Raw genomic sequence first — 16,019 nt, 5'->3', positions numbered from 1 at the left:
GCCATGACACCTGTCGTCCAGCTCGACGAGATCCACAAGATCTACGACTCCGGCGAGATCCCCGTGCATGCGGTGCGCGGGGTCACGCTCACCATCCAGCGCGGGGAGTTCGTTGCCGTCATGGGCGCCAGCGGCTCCGGCAAGTCCACGCTCATGAACGTGCTCGGCTGTCTCGACCGGCCGACCAAGGGCCGCTACCTGCTCGATGGCACCGATGTTTCCGGCCTCAACCGCAACCAGCTCGCCGACCTGCGCAACCAGAAACTCGGTTTCGTGTTCCAAGGGTTCAACCTGCTCGCCCGCACCACCGCCCGCGAAAACGTCGAGCTGCCGATGCTCTACGGCCAGCACCACCTCTCCTCCCGTGAAATCCACCAACGCGCGCTGAAAAGCCTGGACCTGGTAGGCCTCGCCAAGCGTGCCGACCATTTCCCCAACCAGCTCTCCGGCGGTCAGCAACAGCGCGTGGCCATCGCCCGTGCCCTCATCAACGAGCCGCAGGTGCTCCTCGCCGACGAACCCACGGGCAACCTCGACTCCAAGACCTCCGTCGAGATCATGGGCGTGTTCCAGAAACTCAACGAGCAGGGCATCACCATCGTGATGGTCACGCACGAGCTCGACATCGCCCACTACTGCAAGCGCAACCTCATCATGCGCGACGGCCGCCTCGTGAGCGATGTGCAGGTCGGGAACCGCCTCATCGCCACCCACGAAATGGCCAAGCTCCAGGCCGCCGAGGCCGAGGCCAAGCTCACCGCCTGACATGAGATTCTGGAACACCATCAAGATCGCCCTCCGCGCCCTGCGGCGCAGCGCCCTGCGCTCCGTGCTCACCGCGCTCGGCATCATCATCGGCATCGCCGCGGTCATCGCCGTGGTCAGCATCGGCAACGGGGCCAAGTCCCAGGTCGAAGCCTCCATCGCCAGCCTCGGCCAGAACATCGTCACGGTTTTCCCGGGCAACTTCACCTCCGGTGGCGTGCGCGGCGGCTGGGGCACCGCGAGTTCACTCACGGTCGAGGACGCCATTGCCATCCAGCGCGAGGTAAACGGCATCGCCGCCGTCAGTCCCGAGATGCGCGACCGCTCCCAGGTCATGGCCAACGGCCTCAACTGGAACACCCAGGTGCTCGGCGAAGATGTCACTTATCTCGGCATTCGCACTTGGAGCATCGCCGAGGGCGAGATGTTCACGGAAGCCGACGTCCACGGCGCCACCAAGGTCTGTGTGATCGGCACCTCGGTCGTGAAACAGCTTTTCCCCGACGGCGACGCCATCGGTCGCGATATCAAGATCCGCAACATCCCGGTCAAGGTCGTGGGGGTGCTCGCCTCCAAGGGATTCAATTTTTTTGGCCAGGATCAGGATGACGTCGTGATCATCCCTTACACCACCCACCTTCGTCGCTTCTCCCGCCGGCCCAATCTCAACTCCATCCTCATCCAGGCGCAGAGCCCGGATGTGATTGCACAGGTGCAGAATGATGTGACGGACCTGCTGCAGCAGCGTCGCCAGGGCCGCGAACCCGATTTCACGGTGCGCAGCCAGCAGGAACTGGCTGAGGCCGCCACGGCCAACGCCAAGACCATGACCTTTCTCCTGACGATAATCGCGGTCATCTCGCTGATCGTGGGTGGCATCGGCATCATGAACATCATGCTGGTGTCGGTAACCGAGCGAACGCGCGAGATCGGCATCCGTCTCGCCGTCGGCGCGCACGGCCGCGATGTGCTCCTGCAGTTTCTCATTGAGGCCATCATCCTCAGCCTCATGGGCGGGGCATTGGGCGTGCTCTTGGGCATCGGTGCCTCCGAAATCATATCCAACCGTAACAACTGGCCCGTGCTGCTTTCCACGGAATGGATCTTGATCGCCTTCGGCGTGAGCGCGGTCATCGGCATCACCTTCGGTTTTTTCCCCGCGTGGAAAGCCGCGCAGCTCGACCCGATCGACGCCCTGCGCTACGAGTAGGCCCGCGACGGCGCGGGGTTTGGGCAGGTGCTTATTGGGCGGCAGCCATTCCGTGTCGGCTACCAAACTAACTACGCTCACCGATTCACTCCCAACGGCGGCGGAGCCGCCGTGTCCCATTCGCGGGATTTGCCCCTCCCGGCGTCGGTGATTTCGAACCGTCACAGCCAAAAGCCTTATTTCCTCCCTGATTTGCATCCCGTTGTCCTGGCGAGCGGTTAGCCGCGCGTGTTCGCGGTTGGCACGCGCGGTGCAATTAGCGAGGGCATACAGATCAAGAACCATGAAGACAATTCACCATCTCACTTCCGCCCTCGTCGCCGCCGGCTCCACCGGTGTGGCTCTCCTGACCGTCAGCGGTCACCTTCCTTCCGAACTCGGGCTCGCCAGCCTGACCGTTGCCGGCCTCCTGGGCTTCGCGCTCTTCGACTACGCCCGACCGACAAAGTCGCTGCGCGCTCCGCTCGCACCGGTGCTCCGCCCGGCCCTGCCCGCCGCCCCAGTGTCTCGTCGCGTTGCCGCCGTCGTAGAGAAGGCCGCCTGAGTCTTTCAGGCGGGCGTCTTGACACTTGTCCCTTGTAACTTGTCACTTCCTTCAATGGCCGCCAACGACTCCGCGCCCCACCGCATCCTGATTGCGGACGACCAAGCCGACGTGCTCGAAGCGCTCCGCCTCCTCTTGAAGGCCGAGGGTTACCAGATCGAGACCGTCAAGTCACCCGCCGCGGTGATCAAGGCCGTCGAGGCCCGCGACTTCTCGCTGGCCATGATCGACCTCAACTACACGCGCGACACCACGTCGGGCCAGGAAGGCCTCGAGTTGCTGGCCAAGTTACAGGCGGTGGACCCGACCCTGCCCGTCGTGGTCATGACGGCGTGGGCCAGCGTGGAGATCGCCGTGGAAGCCATGCGCCGCGGGGCGAAGGACTTCATCACGAAACCCTGGGACAACCCGCGCCTCGTCACCATCGTCAAGACCCAGATCGAGCTCGCCAGCGCCGTGCGCGCCTACCGCCGCCTCGAGGAGGAAAACCAGATTCTGCGCGGCAAGGGCGGGCCCAATCTCATCGCCCAGTCCGCCGCGATGCGGCCCGTCCTGGAGATCATTTCGCGCGTCGGCCCTTCCGACGCCAACATCCTCATCACCGGCGAAAACGGCACCGGCAAGGGCGTCGTCGCCCAGGCCCTGCACGCCGTGTCCGTGCGCGCGGCGAAGGGTTTCATTTCCGTCAACATGGGCGGCCTGCCCGAGGGTATCTTCGAGAGCGAACTCTTCGGCCATGTCCGCGGCGCGTTCACCGACGCCAAGACCGACCGCGCCGGCCGCTTCGAGCTGGCCGACGGCGGTTCCCTCTTCCTCGACGAGATCGGCAATATCCCGCTCAGCCAGCAGGCCAAGATCCTGCGCGTCCTTGAAACCGGCGAGCTTGAGCGCGTCGGCTCCTCGCGCACCTACCGCGTGAATGTTCGCCTTATTTCCGCCACCAACTCCGACCTCCAGGCCGAGGTCGCCGCGGGCAAGTTTCGCCAGGACCTCCTCTTCCGCCTCAACACGATTCACATCCACCTGCCGCCGCTGCGCGAGCGCCGCGAGGACATCGCCCTTCTTGCCCAGCATTTCCTCAAGGGCCACGTCGAACGCTACCGCAAGGCGATCACCGGCTTCGATGACGCGGCCGTTGAGGCAATGAAGGATTACGCCTGGCCGGGCAACGTCCGCGAACTCGACCACGCCGTCGAGCGCGGCGTGCTGATGGCGCAGGGCAAGGTCGTGCGCGCCGCCGACCTCGGCCTGAACGCCGCGAACACCGCCCCGCGCCTAGAGGACATGAGTCTCGAGGAGGTCGAGGCCTTCCTCATCAAGAAGACCCTCGCCCGCTGCGACGGCAACGCCCGGAAGGCCGCCGAGGAACTCGGCCTCAGCCGCAGCGCCTTCTACCGCCGCCTCGAGCGGTATAAGCTCTGAGCGAGCCTCATCCTATAAGCCCTATGGGCCCTATAGGACGTATAGTTTTCTTTTGCGCCTTTTGCGCCTCTTTGCGGCTATTCTAATTGCCCGATGGCCCACCCCCGCAAACGCAAGATCAGCCACGAGAACCGCGTGTTCCTCTACACGCTGCTCGGCGGGCTGCCGGCCGTGATCGTGGCCATGGTGCTGCTGCTGTGGTTCGTCCCCGCGGCCGACAGCAAGATCAAGTGGACGCTCGGTCTGCTCATCTTCGGCTTTTGGCTCGGTTATGCGCTCGCCGTCCGCGAGCGCGTCGTGCGACCGCTTCAGACTATGGCCAATCTCCTCACGGCGCTCCGCGAGGGTGACTTCTCCACCCGGGCCCGCGGCGCCAACCGCGACGAACCGCTCGGCGACGTGCTCGCCGAAATCAACCTCCTCAGCGGGACGTTGCAGGAGCAACGCCTCGGCGCCCTCGAAGCCACCGCCCTCCTGCGCACCGTCATGGAGGAGATCGACGTCGCCATCTTCGCCTTCGATGCCAATGAGACGCTGCGCCTCGTCAACCGCGCCGGCCAGGAATTGCTGGCCCAGCCCGCCGAGCGCATCCTCGGCCGCCCGGCGCAGGATCTTGACATGGCCGACTGCCTGGCCGGCGAGGGCACGCGCGTGCTCAGCCGCACCTTCCCGGGCGGCAAGGGGCGCTGGGGCATGCGGCGCACCCTGTTTCGCGAAGGCGGTCTGCCGCACAGCCTCGTGGTCATTGCCGACCTCAGCCAGCCGCTGCGCGAGGAGGAATTGCGGGCCTGGCAGCGCCTCGTGCGTGTCATCGGCCACGAGCTCAACAACTCGCTCGCCCCCATCAAGTCGATCGCCGGCTCGCTCAACACGATGCTCCGCCGCCCGCAGAAGGCCGACGACTGGGAGGACGACCTGCGCGGCGGACTTGAGATCATCGAGGCGCGCGCCGAGGGATTGAACCAATTCATGCAGTCCTATGCCCGGCTCGCCAAGCTGCCCGCCCCCAACAAGCAGCCCTGCGAGATCGGTCCGCTCCTGCGGCGTGTGGTCGCATTGGAAACCCGGACCAACGTGCAACTCGATCCCGGTCCCGAGCTCACGGTCAACGTGGATACCGCGCAGCTGGAGCAAGTGATCATCAATCTCGTGAAGAACGCCGTCGAGGCCGCGCCCGAGCCGGCCCACTCCGCTCCGCCCACCTGCTGCGTGCGCGTCGGCTGGCAGAAGACGCCCGGGGCCATGGAAATCACCGTGACCGACGACGGCCCGGGCATCGCCAACCTGCAGAATCTCTTCGTCCCCTTCTTCACCACCAAGCCCAGCGGCTCCGGCATCGGCCTCGTGCTCTGCCGCCAGATCGCGGAGAACCACGGTGGCTCCCTCGCCCTCGAAAACCGCACCGACACGCACGGCTGCGTGGCGCGCTTGAGACTCCCCTTGTAGCGCCTTCGGAACCATATCCAACATGCCTGTCTAAGGATGAATCCAATGGTGCCGGGCCAGCGCCATTTAAACATCACCCCATGAAACAGCATGCCCTGCCCCTCCTCGCGTTGAGTCTTCTGCTCGGCGCCTGCTCCAGCTTCCGTTCCCCGCCCCCGGTGGCCCAACGGACCGTGCCTCCGGCCGTTCGGACCGAAAACAAGGTCACAGCATTCGGCGAGTTTCCCAGCTACGATCCCCGCGGACAGTATTTCAAACTCTACACTCAACGCAGGGAATATGAGGTCGGACTCAAGGGGAGGGCGGTGGTTGACGTGATCGTAAATGCCGACGGCACGGTCCAGGATGCTGTGATCTTTGAAAGCAGCGGCGACGACGATTACGACCAGATGGCAATCCGGCTCTACAAAAACTCCCGCTACAGCCTGCGCCTCTCACCCGGTGATCCGGCGCCCTACGTGGTCCGGAAGGAATTCGTGACCCGCAGGGTTGTCCACACCGAGGGCAGCCGGTTCCTAAGCGACGCGAACAAGGACACCACCCCGAGGCCGATGGGCGAGGGCGCGAAGCACTGGACCGACAAATAGGCTGAGGCAATGACGCCCAGTGCCCCTCCGGCTGCGGTTTAATTTGTTTCTAAGGATTCCGGCTTCCCGCCGTGTAACAGCAGCAAACCGTCAGGCGGGCATGAGCCTGACTTCTCCGGTTCAACCATTAACATGCCAGTCCGGCACCGCACACACCCCATGAAGAATCTCACCATAGTCCTGCTCGCGATCTTTGTTATGCAGAGCGGCTGTTCCAGCTTCAAACCGCCGCAACCGCTGTCCTCCGCTTCCGAGGAGCCGGTTCGCGTTGCCAACCGTGTCTCCATTTGGGGTGAGTTTCCCAGCTACGAAACCACGGGGCACTACTTTCGGCTGGATAACCGTCGGCACCGAATGAAGGGCCTGAACGGCCGTGCCGTCGTAGATGTGCTCGTCAATGCCGACGGCACGATCCGCAATGCGGCTCTCTTTGAGTCCAGCGGCTCCCCCGAGGTGGATGCACTCGCCCTCCGGCTCTACAGAAAGTCCCGCTACAGCCTGCGCCTCGCCCCCGGTCATCCTGCTCCCCATGTCGTCCGGCAGGAGTTCACTGTCCGCGATCACGAACGCGAACCGCGCCTGCGCCTCGAAGCCACCAACTACGGCGCGCTGGGACCCAACGTCACGCCGCCCGCTTTCCCGGAAAGCAAGTGATGGCGGCCGATCTCGTGCTGCCCACCGGTTGGTCGGTTCCGTGAAACTCGGACTCCTTCAAGATATCTGCCCGGCCAATTTCGCCTCGGACGGATTGCTCTTGGGTGAGACCCGTTTTTTCCAAACGGGCGTCTCCATGAGGCGGCGATACCACGCCCAACGCAGGTAAAGCACCACGGCCACTGCGGCCCCTGCCGTATCCGCAGCCCAGTCGGCGAGGTCAAAGCTGCGGTAAAAGTTCAGGGTTTGCCGGAACTCGTCGCCCAAACCGTAGAGCGAAGCCAGCGGCAAGGCCCACCACAACCCCAGCAGCGGCCAACGGACCAGCGAAGGATGCCGGATGATCGCCGTGGCCAGTGCCCCGTAGGCCGCAAAATGGCCGACCTTGTCGGGCTGAAACCAGCCTGCCTCCGGCACCGCCGCCGGATAGCCCGAGCAAATCGTGATCGTCGCCGCCAAAACGACGGGCCAGACGGTCTCGCGACGGACAGCGGGCATGGGCATAGGCGGCAGAACTTGAGCCAATTCCCCAGCTCCGTCGCGAAAAAAGTGCGCTACCTAAAGACATAATCTCCCCAGTCCAGCACCCCCTGGCGAATGTTCGTAATACGAACATTCGCCGGAATACATCCGGGATTCTTTACGAGGTGGTTAAGGGGAATGAGCAAGATTGCCGCTATTTGGCTGTCAGCCATGGGCGAGAAGCTGAGGCTTGCGCTTTTGCCGGCGAAGACTCCCATTCGGCGGTTCTGACATGAAGAGCCAGTCCTTCCGAGTCCTCCCCCTAGTTCCACTCATCGCCGCCTTGTCCGCCGGTCTCCTCGCCGAGGAGGTGCAAAAACTGCCCGACATGCAGGTCGCTCGCCCCGTGACCAAGGATGTTTTGGTTACACTCACCGACGTGCCGTCCGGACTGGACGGCGACGCCGGGCTGGTGGACCTCGCGCGCCGCACGGCCGGCTTCACGGTCAGCGACGCCGGGGCCCGCGGCTTCGGCACGATCACGACCCTGCGCGGCCTGGGCAACACGCCGTTCTTCGGCGACTCGTCGGCCCCGGTCTATCTCGACGACATTCCGCTGGCCACCGCCGCCACTTTCCCGACCGGACTCTTTGACTTCACCTCCGTCGCCGTCCACCGCGGTCCGCAGGCCAACACGCTCTTCGGCCGCGCAGCCGATGCGGGCGTGATCCAGTTCACCTCCGCCCGCCCGCAGAGCGGGACCCAGTCGCGAGCGAGCGTCACCGCCGGTGACCATGGGCTGTTCGCCGCCAGCGCCACGCTGCTGAGCGCACCCACGGCCGACACGGACGTGACCGCCGGCTTCGGCTACAGCCAGCGCGACGGCTACATCCGCAACACCACGCTCAACCAGACCGTGGACGACCGCGAATCACTGTCCGCCCGCGTGAAGTTCACGCATCGTCCGGTTGCGGGCACCGAGGTCTCGCTCCACCTGCTCGGCTCACGCACCCGCGACGGCGCCCAAGCCCTCGTGCCCCTCGGCGGTCCGTTCTTCGCGGTGCAACGCGGCCAGGAAGGCCGGGCTGACACTGACTTCGCCGCGGCCGCCCTCGGCTTCAGCCGCGACCTCGCAACCGGCACGCTCAGCTCGACCACGAGTTATAGCAACTGGGAGCTGTCCCCCTACTCCAACCGGCTCGTGGTTTTTGGCGGATTCGATTTCGACTCGGTCATGACCCAGACGCAGCGCACTTTTGCCGAGGAACTGCGCTTCGTGGCCGCGAACTGGTCGGCCGGCACCTTCTGGTCCACCGCACGCACCCGCGGGTCCACCGACCGCATCTTCAGCGGTTTCCCGATTGAGCGGTCCTCCTTCACCACCGACGCCGATACGCTTGCCGTTTTCGGTCGCGGCGATTTTACCGTGGCGGAAGGCTGGACCCTCCAGCCCGGCCTGCGGGCCGAACGCGCGGAGAAAGACTTCGAGCGCATCGAAACCATCCCCGGCTCCACGATCATCCGACGCGGAGAAGACTGGTCCGCTCTACTGCCCAGCCTCGCCGCCACCCGCAAGCTGGACGAGACCACCGACCTGACGCTCTCGCTCGGGCGCGGCTTCAAGGCCGGCGGCTTTTCGGCCTTTACCGGACGCGCCGATCTTGCCGCCTTCGGCCCGCAGCGCGCCTGGACCGCCGAGGCCGCCTACCGCACGACGGACAAGGAGAACAACGTCAGCTACACGGCTCGCGCCTACGCCTCGCGCGTCACGGGCTACCAGATCGAACGCTCATTCGCCGTGCCCAATTCTTTCACCGACGAATACCTCGTGGTGAACGCCGACGAGACGCGCGTGCTTGGCTTCGAGCTGGAGTCCGTTTGGAAACCCGGTGCCGACTGGACCGTGCAGTTGGCCGCTTCGGTCAGCCGCGCCGAGCTGCGCGACTTCACCGACCCGTTCACCGGCACCAGCTACTCTGGCAACCAGGCCCCCTATGCCCCTACCGGCAACGGCGCGTTGCGGGTGGATTACCGGCCGGGAACCGGCTTTTTCGCGGGCGCGGGCGTATCTTGGACCGGCACAACCTACTACGACGAACAGGAGTCGGCCATGTTCGCGCAGCGGAGCTACACGCTCATCGAGGCCGAAGCCGGTTATGCGTTCGCCCGAGGCGAGGTGCGTATTTTTGGCCGGAACCTCGGCGATGAAGAATATTACAGTGCCATCACGCCTGGCGTCGGCCACGCCACGCCCGGCGCCCCGCTCAGCTGGGGCGTGGAGCTGAGCGTGGGGTGGTAGGCATCAAGGTGGAGCCCGCGGTCCGCGCGGACCTGCGGACGTTGCGGAGGCCGGCCCTCCGGGCCCCTGCGCAAATCGCAGGTTCCAACCAGACAGCCCCTCCAGTTTGAATTAGCCTCGCCAACCTCGGTGGTGGGGCTAATTTTTTGCGGGCAAAACGACTCGCATGGAGACCAAGCAACAAATCGTCGCGAACTGGCTGCCGCGCTACACGGGTGTGCCGCTCAAGCAGTTCGGCCGCTACATCCTGCTCACCAACTTCGACCGGTACGTCGAGCTCTTCGCCAACTGGCACCGCGTGCCGGTCCACGGCCGGCACAAGCCGATGCTTAGCGCCACCGCCGGCAACATCACGATCATCAATTTCGGCATGGGCAGCGCCACCGCTGCCACGGTCATGGACCTGCTCAGCGCGATCAACCCCAAGGCCGTGCTCTTCCTCGGCAAGTGCGGCGGCGTGAAGCACCGCGCCAAGATCGGTGACCTGATCCTGCCCATCGCGGCCATCCGCGGCGACGGCACGAGCAACGACTACTTCCCGCCCGAGGTGCCCGCGTTGCCGGCCTTTGCGCTCCAAAAAGCCATCTCCACCACCATCCGCGACCACAAACGCGACTACTGGACCGGCACGATCTACACCACCAACCGCCGGGTCTGGGAACACGACAAGACCTTCAAGGCCTACCTGAAGAAGATCCGTGCCATGGCCGTGGACATGGAAACAGCCACGATCTTCGTGACAGGTTTTGCCAACGAAACGCCGACCGGCGCGCTCCTGCTGGTGTCCGACGAACCGATGACGCCCGAGGGCGTGAAGACAACTGCCAGCGACAAGAAGGTGGACGACGAGCACGTCATCGCCCACCTGCGCATCGGCCTCGATTCCCTGAAGCAGCTCATCAACAAGGGCGTCACGGTAAAGCACCTGAAGTTTTGATTGGTCTCGGATCGCATTCGATCCAGCCGATTCCAGCCATGCTGATCCGCATCAAAGGCGCGATTTCCAACTGTTACCTGCTGCTCGGAGAGCGACCGGTGCTGGTGGACACAGGCGCTCCGGGTGACCTGAAGCGCATCCTCGCCGCCTTGAAGGCGGTCAGTCTCAAACCCGAAGACCTAGCCCTTATCCTGCTCACCCACGGACACAGCAACCATGCCGGCTGCGCGGCGGAACTGCGGCGGCGGAGTGGAGCCCAGGTTGCCCTGCATATCGGCGACTGCCCGCTTGTGCGGCAGGGTCGCAATGGAATTCTGGCGGCGCAGGACACGCTCGGCCGGGTGCTGCGACCTTTTGTGGACGAGCAATTCGAAGCCTTTGAGCCCGACCTTATTTTCCGCGAGGGTATCTCGCTGGAAACCTATGGCGTGAAGGGCAAGGTTTTGGCCACTCCGGGCCACACCCCCGGCTCGATCTCCGTGGTGCTAGCTTCAGGCGAAGCCATTATTGGCGACCTGCTGCGCGGAAGCGTCGTGTGGCCGAACAAGTCGCGGCCACACTGGTTTTGCAACGACGCCGAGTCCAACGGCCGGAGCATCGTGCGTCTGGCCCGTGAGGGGTTGCTACGCTGCCACCCGGGGGTCTACGGCAGCTTTCCCGGCACCGAACTCGGTCGCTACCTCAGCACCGACGGTGGGCAGGTGCTGGCGCTCTCCGGGGAACCGGTGTAACGGGGCCGAATTCAAGCAAACCGAGTTAACAAAAAAGACAGGAGTCACCGGGGACTCCTGTCTGCAAATTCAGCGGATCCTGTATTTCAGCGGATCAGCTTGCGGCGAGCGCCCACGAGGGCGAGAAGGCCGACCCCAATCATGAGGCTGGTCGAACCGGAGTCCGGGACATGCGCCTGACCCATCAGGTTGTCGTTACCGCATTCCATCGTGTAGTGGAACATGGCGTCCTGTCCGGCGAAATAGGCCAGGTCAACGGACAGGGCATAATGCTTGTCGTTGGTGCCCGTCGACCAGCTGGTGGTATTGGAGCTGTCACCCAAGAATCCGGTGAAGGCATTCGTCAGGTTCGGCGTATAACTCATCGCCAAGCCTTGGTAGCCGTTCACCGCAGTGCCACCACTTTGGTAGGTCCAAGGATTGGAGGAAGCCACGTCCGTGCCACGGTTCACCAAACTCTGCGCGGTAAGGGCGATGACGTTGTAGGTCATCGTCGTGAAATTGAGATCCAGCACATAATCCCAGCCAAAGGAATTGGCGACGGTGCCGTTTTTGCCTGAAGAACCGTTCGCAGACTGGCCATACTTGGCATCACCGTTGATATCGACGAATATGTCACCAGAGCGATAGACCTTGTTGTTCGCGAGCACGCCGTTCTTGAAATCGTAGCCACCCACGAGGGTGAGGGTCTGGCCGTGTAGGAACATACCTTCAAGATCCCAAGCCTGGCTCGTGATCGTGTTGGGGTTGGTCTCCGTCTCCTGATCCTCACGGTTGGAATACCAACCCGAGCCGGAGTAATTCTTGTCGGAGATCGTGATGTTGGTGCCGTAGGGATTGGCAAAAGCAACCGCTGCAGTGGCGAGAATCAGGAAAGCGTGGGTAAGACTATTCTTCATGTAAATATAGGTATCTACCCTTATTGCAGAATTTCTGCCATTTCATGAACGGTCTTATGCTACTATCTTTAATAGCTTATTATATGATACTTAGGATACATATTTTTAAGGATGCTACAACTCTAATGCTTATCGCAAGTAAGTATCCGTAAGGAAGTCTGACGTTTTACCCAATAGATTTACAACCCTAAGCGCCAAAGTAACTACCCTGCACCCATCTTGGCGGCGGATCTGATCTCAGGGCAGGACATCGACCCAGAAGGGTGCGAAAACCTCCCGACCATCTAAATCCACCTGCGCCCAGATCACATATCGCCCGGGCTGCGGAATTGTGACCTTAAAATTTAGTTCAGGGCGGAGCAAATCGGGTGGCTGAGCCAAGTCTGCCTCGGCCGGATGCAGATGGGCAAAACCGGAGCGAGATTCGTCAAACGCCACCAGGTGCGCATAGGCTCCCATGACGGGGCGGAGCGGCACAGGCACCTTCTTCGCGCCCTGACTCTCGATGCGGAACTTTAAATCGGCGGGTTTGCCAGCGTTGAGCACAGCCGGCAGCTCCAGTTCAAAGAGGAAACCAAGATCCTGCCAGGTCGTGTTGCCCGCGTTGATGACCGTGGCCACCGTACCGGGCACCGTGAAATCTGCCGCAGCGTAGAGCCCGCGCTGGGTCGCAGCCGGTGTGAAGTCGGCAAACACGCGATACTCGCCAGCCCGGGACGGCGTGAGACTGAACTTCCATTCACCCGGCTTGCGGCCGGGCTCCGGATGCAGGTGCTGGTAGTCGGAGAGCGTCGGGTCCACAACGAGCAGGTGGAGCTTGCGCGTGTGCGCGACGATAAGATCGGCCGGGCCGATGGGCTTGCCGCTGGCGGTGCGCAGCGTGAGCGTAAACTCCACCGGTTCATGCCGCACCGGCGGGCGCTCACTCTTGAGCGTCATGACCACAGGCGAACGCGCCGACACGACCGGGATGAACTGCGGATTGGCCGGATCGCAGAACTCGATGGCGCCCTTCCCTTCCAACCGGAAGTCCATGTGGTTAACATTCGAACCCACCGGCAGCAGCCGCACGCCCAAGTAGAGCGCAACCGCCACGGCGGTGATGAGGATGATCTGTCGCCGCTTGCTGCTCATGTCCTTTTCAGTCGTTTGACGAAATCGTCAATCTGCCAGGAACTCCCGTCCGCGCGATAGATGATGCGGCCGGTTTCATCGATCAGCACGGTGGCCAACGTGTGCTTGATAGTGGCACCCTCGAATTCACGGATCACGCCGAGTTGCGTGAGCAGATGGCGCACAGCCGTGTCGGGGCCGGTGAGAAATGACCAATTGGCCAGATCAAGACCGCGGGCCTCGGCGTAGTCCCGCAGCACCCCGGGCGTGTCGTATTCCGGATCGAGCGAAACCGACACGAGCTCGAAGTCCTTGGCGCCGGCCTCGCGCGCGGCCTGTTGGAGCTGGGCCATCTTGAGCGTGGCCGCCGGACACATTGTGGCGATGGGACAGCGTGTGAAGATGAAGTTCAGGACCACGCGTTTGCCGCGAAAGCGGTTGGCCGCAACCGTGCGGCCCTCCTGGTCAAGGAGCGTGAACCCCGGCAAATTCTCACCAATCTCCCGATAGGCCTCCTTGCCGCGAATGGCCGTATCCTGCGCGAGCGCCTTGGCCGCCGCGTCGAGCGTCGAGACCGTCACGGTGTCATCGGGCCAGATTTTCTCGAGAAAGTAGTCGCCGTTGCGCTCGACCAGTTCGGCCCGGATGCGCTGGCCCGGCTTGGCGTTGGCCACATCGGCCTTGGTCACCTTGAACTCCATGGTCATGGCCGGCATGTAGCCTTTGATCTCGTCGTGGGTCACGATGAGCACCTGCCGTTCGCCATCAGCCTGCAGAATCTCTCCCTTGAGCGGATGCCGGATCTCGGCGGGGGCGACGGGCGTGGCGTTGGTGTTGGCTGATCCTGACGCGGAGTCCGGTCGCTTTCCGCACCCAGCCGCGACCATTAGCAGGCAAAACATGACAACGGCGGCGCACGAATACCTTGGCAGCATACCCCCAACCCATTTGCCAAGCCGGAGAATTGTCAAAAGGTTTGCGCCCTTCCGGCCCGGGCTATGACCTGCCGGATTCCACGTCATCACCCCTCCTGATGTCCCGCACTTACGCCTACAAGCCCGCCCTTGCCTGGTTCGCCGCTATCGGCAGCGCATGGGTTTTCGTGCTCGTCGCGCTGGGAGCCCTTACCACCACCATCGGCGCGGGCATGGCGTTTCCCGACTGGCCCCTCTCCAACGGGTCGGTCAATCCGCCGGGCTGGCTCACCGAAATCGATAAATTTGCCGAGCACTCGCATCGGCTTTCGGGGGTCGTGATGGGGCTGGTGACCATCGGCCTTGCGGTCTGGCTGCACCTCCGGGAGGAACGGCGCTGGCTGCGCCAGCTCGGCTGGTGGGCCTTGGGCATTGTGATTTTCCAGGGACTGATCGGCGGCAAGCGGGTGCTGCTCGATTCCATCGGGGTGCCCGGCTTTGACATGACCCTAGGCCAGATGCTTCGTCTGCCCCACGGCATGCTCGCGCAGGTTTATGTGTGCGTGCTCTTCGCCATCGTGGCGGGACTTTCGCGCCCGTGGGTGACCGACACCATCGGTCAGGCTTCGCGTCGCGTCCGCCTGCTGGGCGGACTCTGCCTGTTTCTGCTGTTCCTCCAACTCGCCGTGGCCGTGACCATGCGGCACAACTACGCCGGCATGGTGATCCCAACATTCCCACTCTCAACCCCGGACGGCCACCTGCTGCCGGCCTACTGGGATTATCGCGTTGTGCTCCAGATGGCGCACCGGCTGATGGCGGTGTTCATCGGGGTGGCGATTGCGGTTTACGGCCACTACCTCTGGCGGGACAAAGGTCTGCATGTGCTGGTGCGCGCCGCCAGCTTCGTGCTTCTCGCACTCGTGGCCGTGCAAATTTTTCTCGGTGCCAAGATCATCTGGACCGGCCGGAGCGTGACCATGACCACGGGTCACGTGGTTTTCGGCGCCCTGACCCTGGCCACGACTTTTGCCGTGGTGTTCATCACGCAGCGCAGCATGATTGAGCGCCCAGTCCGATGACCCGCACCATAGACCAGATTCCGGAAGCCGCTAACACCACCCTGCCGCGCGCAACCTGGCGACACTATCTTGAGCTGACCAAGCCACGGTTGAGCTTCATGTCGGTGATCACGGCGATGGTCGGCTATCTGGCGGCGGTGCCGTATTCCTACTGGGACCTACAACGGACACTCCTGGTCGTGATCGGGACGGCCCTGTGCGCCGGTGGTGTCGCGGCGCTGAACATGTGGATGGAGGGCGATACCGACGCCAAGATGCAACGCACCGCCGGCCGGCCGATTCCAACCGGAGTCATTCAGCCCGGCTCCGCCTTCGTGGTCGGCTGGCTCCTGTGCATCGCGGGACTGATGCTGCTCTTCAAGCTCGTCAATGGCACCTCCGCCCTGATCGCGCTGGGCACGATCGTGGCCTACCTTGCCATTTACACGCCGGCCAAGCGCTGGTCGCGCTGGAACACCGAGCTCGGCGCCATCAGCGGCGCGCTTCCGCCGCTCATCGGTTGGGCCGCCGCCGGTCGCTCCAACCCCGGGCTTGGCTGGTCCCTGTTCGCCATCATGTTCGCCTGGCAAATGCCGCACTTCTTCGCCCTCGCGTGGACCTACCGCCGCGATTACGCCGCTGCCGGGATGCCGATGCGTTCTGTCGTGGACCCCAGTGGCAACGGTCTCGCCCGCTGGACCTTCTTCTGGACCGTGCTGCTGACGGCCGCCAGCCTGCTGCCTACCCTGTTGGGCTACTGCTCGTGGTATTACTTCGCCGCCACCGCGTTGCTGGACCTGTGGTTTTTGCGCTCGGCGTTTGTTTTTCTGGATCCAACCCGGCGTGATACCGAGGCACGTCGGCTTTTCCGCATCTCGATCACTTACCTGCCCCTGCTGCTCGCTTTGCTCGTCGCCGATCGCATGGTCTTCAAATTGTCGGGACACTACCTGCCCGTCTTTAACCAGCCCTGAT

Annotated in this window: 16 protein-coding genes; 12 read left to right on the top strand and 4 right to left on the bottom strand. The window is 63.4% G+C overall.

What is annotated here, in order from left to right; genetic code table 11:
* Positions 1-3 precede the first annotated feature (3 nt).
* The 7 genes from ESB00_RS08035 (at position 4) to ESB00_RS08005 (ending at position 6,628) form a co-directional block, all read left to right on the top strand.
* The gene (locus tag ESB00_RS08035; RefSeq protein WP_129047189.1) at positions 4-765 is read left to right on the top strand and encodes an ABC transporter ATP-binding protein; all 762 of its coding nucleotides are present in this window, start codon (positions 4-6) and stop codon (positions 763-765) included.
* Between the two features lies 1 nt (position 766).
* The gene (locus tag ESB00_RS08030) at positions 767-1,975 is read left to right on the top strand and encodes an ABC transporter permease (protein ID WP_129047188.1); all 1,209 of its coding nucleotides are present in this window, start codon (positions 767-769) and stop codon (positions 1,973-1,975) included.
* A gap of 283 nt (positions 1,976-2,258) precedes the next feature.
* A complete protein-coding gene (locus ESB00_RS08025) occupies positions 2,259-2,519 on the top strand; it encodes a hypothetical protein (protein WP_129047187.1) in 261 nt (86 codons plus the stop codon).
* A 54-nt stretch (positions 2,520-2,573) separates the two neighbouring features.
* Positions 2,574-3,941, top strand: a complete 1,368-nt coding sequence (locus tag ESB00_RS08020; protein ID WP_129047186.1) for a sigma-54-dependent transcriptional regulator — start codon at positions 2,574-2,576, stop codon at positions 3,939-3,941.
* A gap of 93 nt (positions 3,942-4,034) precedes the next feature.
* Positions 4,035-5,387: a sensor histidine kinase gene (locus ESB00_RS08015; RefSeq protein WP_129047185.1), complete on the top strand. Its 1,353-nt coding sequence runs from the start codon at positions 4,035-4,037 to the stop codon at positions 5,385-5,387.
* An 80-nt stretch (positions 5,388-5,467) separates the two neighbouring features.
* The gene (locus ESB00_RS08010; protein WP_129047184.1) at positions 5,468-5,974 is read left to right on the top strand and encodes an energy transducer TonB; all 507 of its coding nucleotides are present in this window, start codon (positions 5,468-5,470) and stop codon (positions 5,972-5,974) included.
* A 159-nt stretch (positions 5,975-6,133) separates the two neighbouring features.
* Entirely contained in the window at positions 6,134-6,628 is a 495-nt protein-coding gene (locus ESB00_RS08005; RefSeq protein WP_164976096.1) for an energy transducer TonB, read from the top strand.
* Positions 6,629-6,685: 57 nt separating this feature from the next.
* Here the strand turns inward: ESB00_RS08005 and ESB00_RS08000 are convergent, their stop codons facing one another.
* Complete coding sequence (locus tag ESB00_RS08000) at positions 6,686-7,126, bottom strand: VanZ family protein (RefSeq protein WP_164976095.1); 441 nt, start codon at positions 7,124-7,126, stop codon at positions 6,686-6,688.
* Between the two features lie 307 nt (positions 7,127-7,433).
* Between ESB00_RS08000 and ESB00_RS07995 the strand changes: the two genes are divergently transcribed.
* From ESB00_RS07995 to ESB00_RS07985, 3 genes are all read left to right on the top strand, one after another.
* Complete coding sequence (locus tag ESB00_RS07995; RefSeq protein ID WP_164976094.1) at positions 7,434-9,389, top strand: TonB-dependent receptor; 1,956 nt, start codon at positions 7,434-7,436, stop codon at positions 9,387-9,389.
* Positions 9,390-9,555: 166 nt separating this feature from the next.
* A complete protein-coding gene (locus ESB00_RS07990) occupies positions 9,556-10,326 on the top strand; it encodes an AMP nucleosidase (RefSeq protein ID WP_129047180.1) in 771 nt (256 codons plus the stop codon).
* Positions 10,327-10,364: 38 nt separating this feature from the next.
* The gene (locus ESB00_RS07985; protein ID WP_129047179.1) at positions 10,365-11,057 is read left to right on the top strand and encodes an MBL fold metallo-hydrolase; all 693 of its coding nucleotides are present in this window, start codon (positions 10,365-10,367) and stop codon (positions 11,055-11,057) included.
* A gap of 86 nt (positions 11,058-11,143) precedes the next feature.
* Here ESB00_RS07985 and ESB00_RS07980 read toward each other — a convergent pair whose 3' ends face one another.
* The 3 genes from ESB00_RS07980 to ESB00_RS07970 all read right to left on the bottom strand — a co-directional run bounded on the left by ESB00_RS07980 (position 11,144) and on the right by ESB00_RS07970 (position 13,971).
* A complete protein-coding gene (locus ESB00_RS07980) occupies positions 11,144-11,956 on the bottom strand; it encodes a VPDSG-CTERM sorting domain-containing protein (protein WP_129047178.1) in 813 nt (270 codons plus the stop codon).
* Between the two features lie 237 nt (positions 11,957-12,193).
* Positions 12,194-13,090, bottom strand: coding sequence for a hypothetical protein (locus ESB00_RS07975; protein ID WP_129047177.1), 897 nt, complete (start codon positions 13,088-13,090; stop codon positions 12,194-12,196).
* Positions 13,087-13,971, bottom strand: a complete 885-nt coding sequence (locus ESB00_RS07970; RefSeq protein WP_164976093.1) for an SCO family protein — start codon at positions 13,969-13,971, stop codon at positions 13,087-13,089. Before ESB00_RS07970 ends, ESB00_RS07975 begins: the two co-directional genes overlap by 4 nt.
* 131 nt (positions 13,972-14,102) lie before the next feature.
* On the opposite strand from ESB00_RS07970, the gene ESB00_RS07965 reads away from it, so the two are divergent.
* Together ESB00_RS07965 and cyoE are read left to right on the top strand one after the other, a co-directional pair.
* Complete coding sequence (locus tag ESB00_RS07965; protein WP_129047175.1) at positions 14,103-15,065, top strand: COX15/CtaA family protein; 963 nt, start codon at positions 14,103-14,105, stop codon at positions 15,063-15,065.
* A complete protein-coding gene (cyoE, locus tag ESB00_RS07960; protein WP_129047174.1) occupies positions 15,062-16,018 on the top strand; it encodes a heme o synthase in 957 nt (318 codons plus the stop codon). Before ESB00_RS07965 ends, cyoE begins: the two co-directional genes overlap by 4 nt.
* Position 16,019: the final 1 nt, after the last annotated feature.

The sequence above is a fragment of the Oleiharenicola lentus genome (assembly GCF_004118375.1).
Taxonomy (GTDB): domain Bacteria; phylum Verrucomicrobiota; class Verrucomicrobiia; order Opitutales; family Opitutaceae; genus Lacunisphaera; species Lacunisphaera lenta.
This window is presented reverse-complemented; position numbering and strand designations above follow the sequence as displayed.

Excerpts from the sequence above, each read along its gene's own strand:
- ESB00_RS08035 (WP_129047189.1), top strand. The coding sequence starts at position 4 with ATGACACCTGTCGTCCAGCTCGACGAGATCCACAAGATCTACGACTCC.
- ESB00_RS08030 (WP_129047188.1), top strand. The coding sequence starts at position 767 with ATGAGATTCTGGAACACCATCAAGATCGCCCTCCGCGCCCTGCGGCGC.
- ESB00_RS08025 (WP_129047187.1), top strand. The coding sequence starts at position 2,259 with ATGAAGACAATTCACCATCTCACTTCCGCCCTCGTCGCCGCCGGCTCC.
- ESB00_RS08020 (WP_129047186.1), top strand. The coding sequence starts at position 2,574 with ATGGCCGCCAACGACTCCGCGCCCCACCGCATCCTGATTGCGGACGAC.
- ESB00_RS08015 (WP_129047185.1), top strand. The coding sequence starts at position 4,035 with ATGGCCCACCCCCGCAAACGCAAGATCAGCCACGAGAACCGCGTGTTC.
- ESB00_RS08010 (WP_129047184.1), top strand. The coding sequence starts at position 5,468 with ATGAAACAGCATGCCCTGCCCCTCCTCGCGTTGAGTCTTCTGCTCGGC.
- ESB00_RS08005 (WP_164976096.1), top strand. The coding sequence starts at position 6,134 with ATGAAGAATCTCACCATAGTCCTGCTCGCGATCTTTGTTATGCAGAGC.
- ESB00_RS08000 (WP_164976095.1), bottom strand. The coding sequence starts at position 7,126 with ATGCCCGCTGTCCGTCGCGAGACCGTCTGGCCCGTCGTTTTGGCGGCG.
- ESB00_RS07990 (WP_129047180.1), top strand. The coding sequence starts at position 9,556 with ATGGAGACCAAGCAACAAATCGTCGCGAACTGGCTGCCGCGCTACACG.
- ESB00_RS07985 (WP_129047179.1), top strand. The coding sequence starts at position 10,365 with ATGCTGATCCGCATCAAAGGCGCGATTTCCAACTGTTACCTGCTGCTC.
- ESB00_RS07980 (WP_129047178.1), bottom strand. The coding sequence starts at position 11,956 with ATGAAGAATAGTCTTACCCACGCTTTCCTGATTCTCGCCACTGCAGCG.
- ESB00_RS07975 (WP_129047177.1), bottom strand. The coding sequence starts at position 13,090 with ATGAGCAGCAAGCGGCGACAGATCATCCTCATCACCGCCGTGGCGGTT.
- ESB00_RS07970 (WP_164976093.1), bottom strand. The coding sequence starts at position 13,971 with ATGTTTTGCCTGCTAATGGTCGCGGCTGGGTGCGGAAAGCGACCGGAC.
- ESB00_RS07965 (WP_129047175.1), top strand. The coding sequence starts at position 14,103 with ATGTCCCGCACTTACGCCTACAAGCCCGCCCTTGCCTGGTTCGCCGCT.
- cyoE (WP_129047174.1), top strand. The coding sequence starts at position 15,062 with ATGACCCGCACCATAGACCAGATTCCGGAAGCCGCTAACACCACCCTG.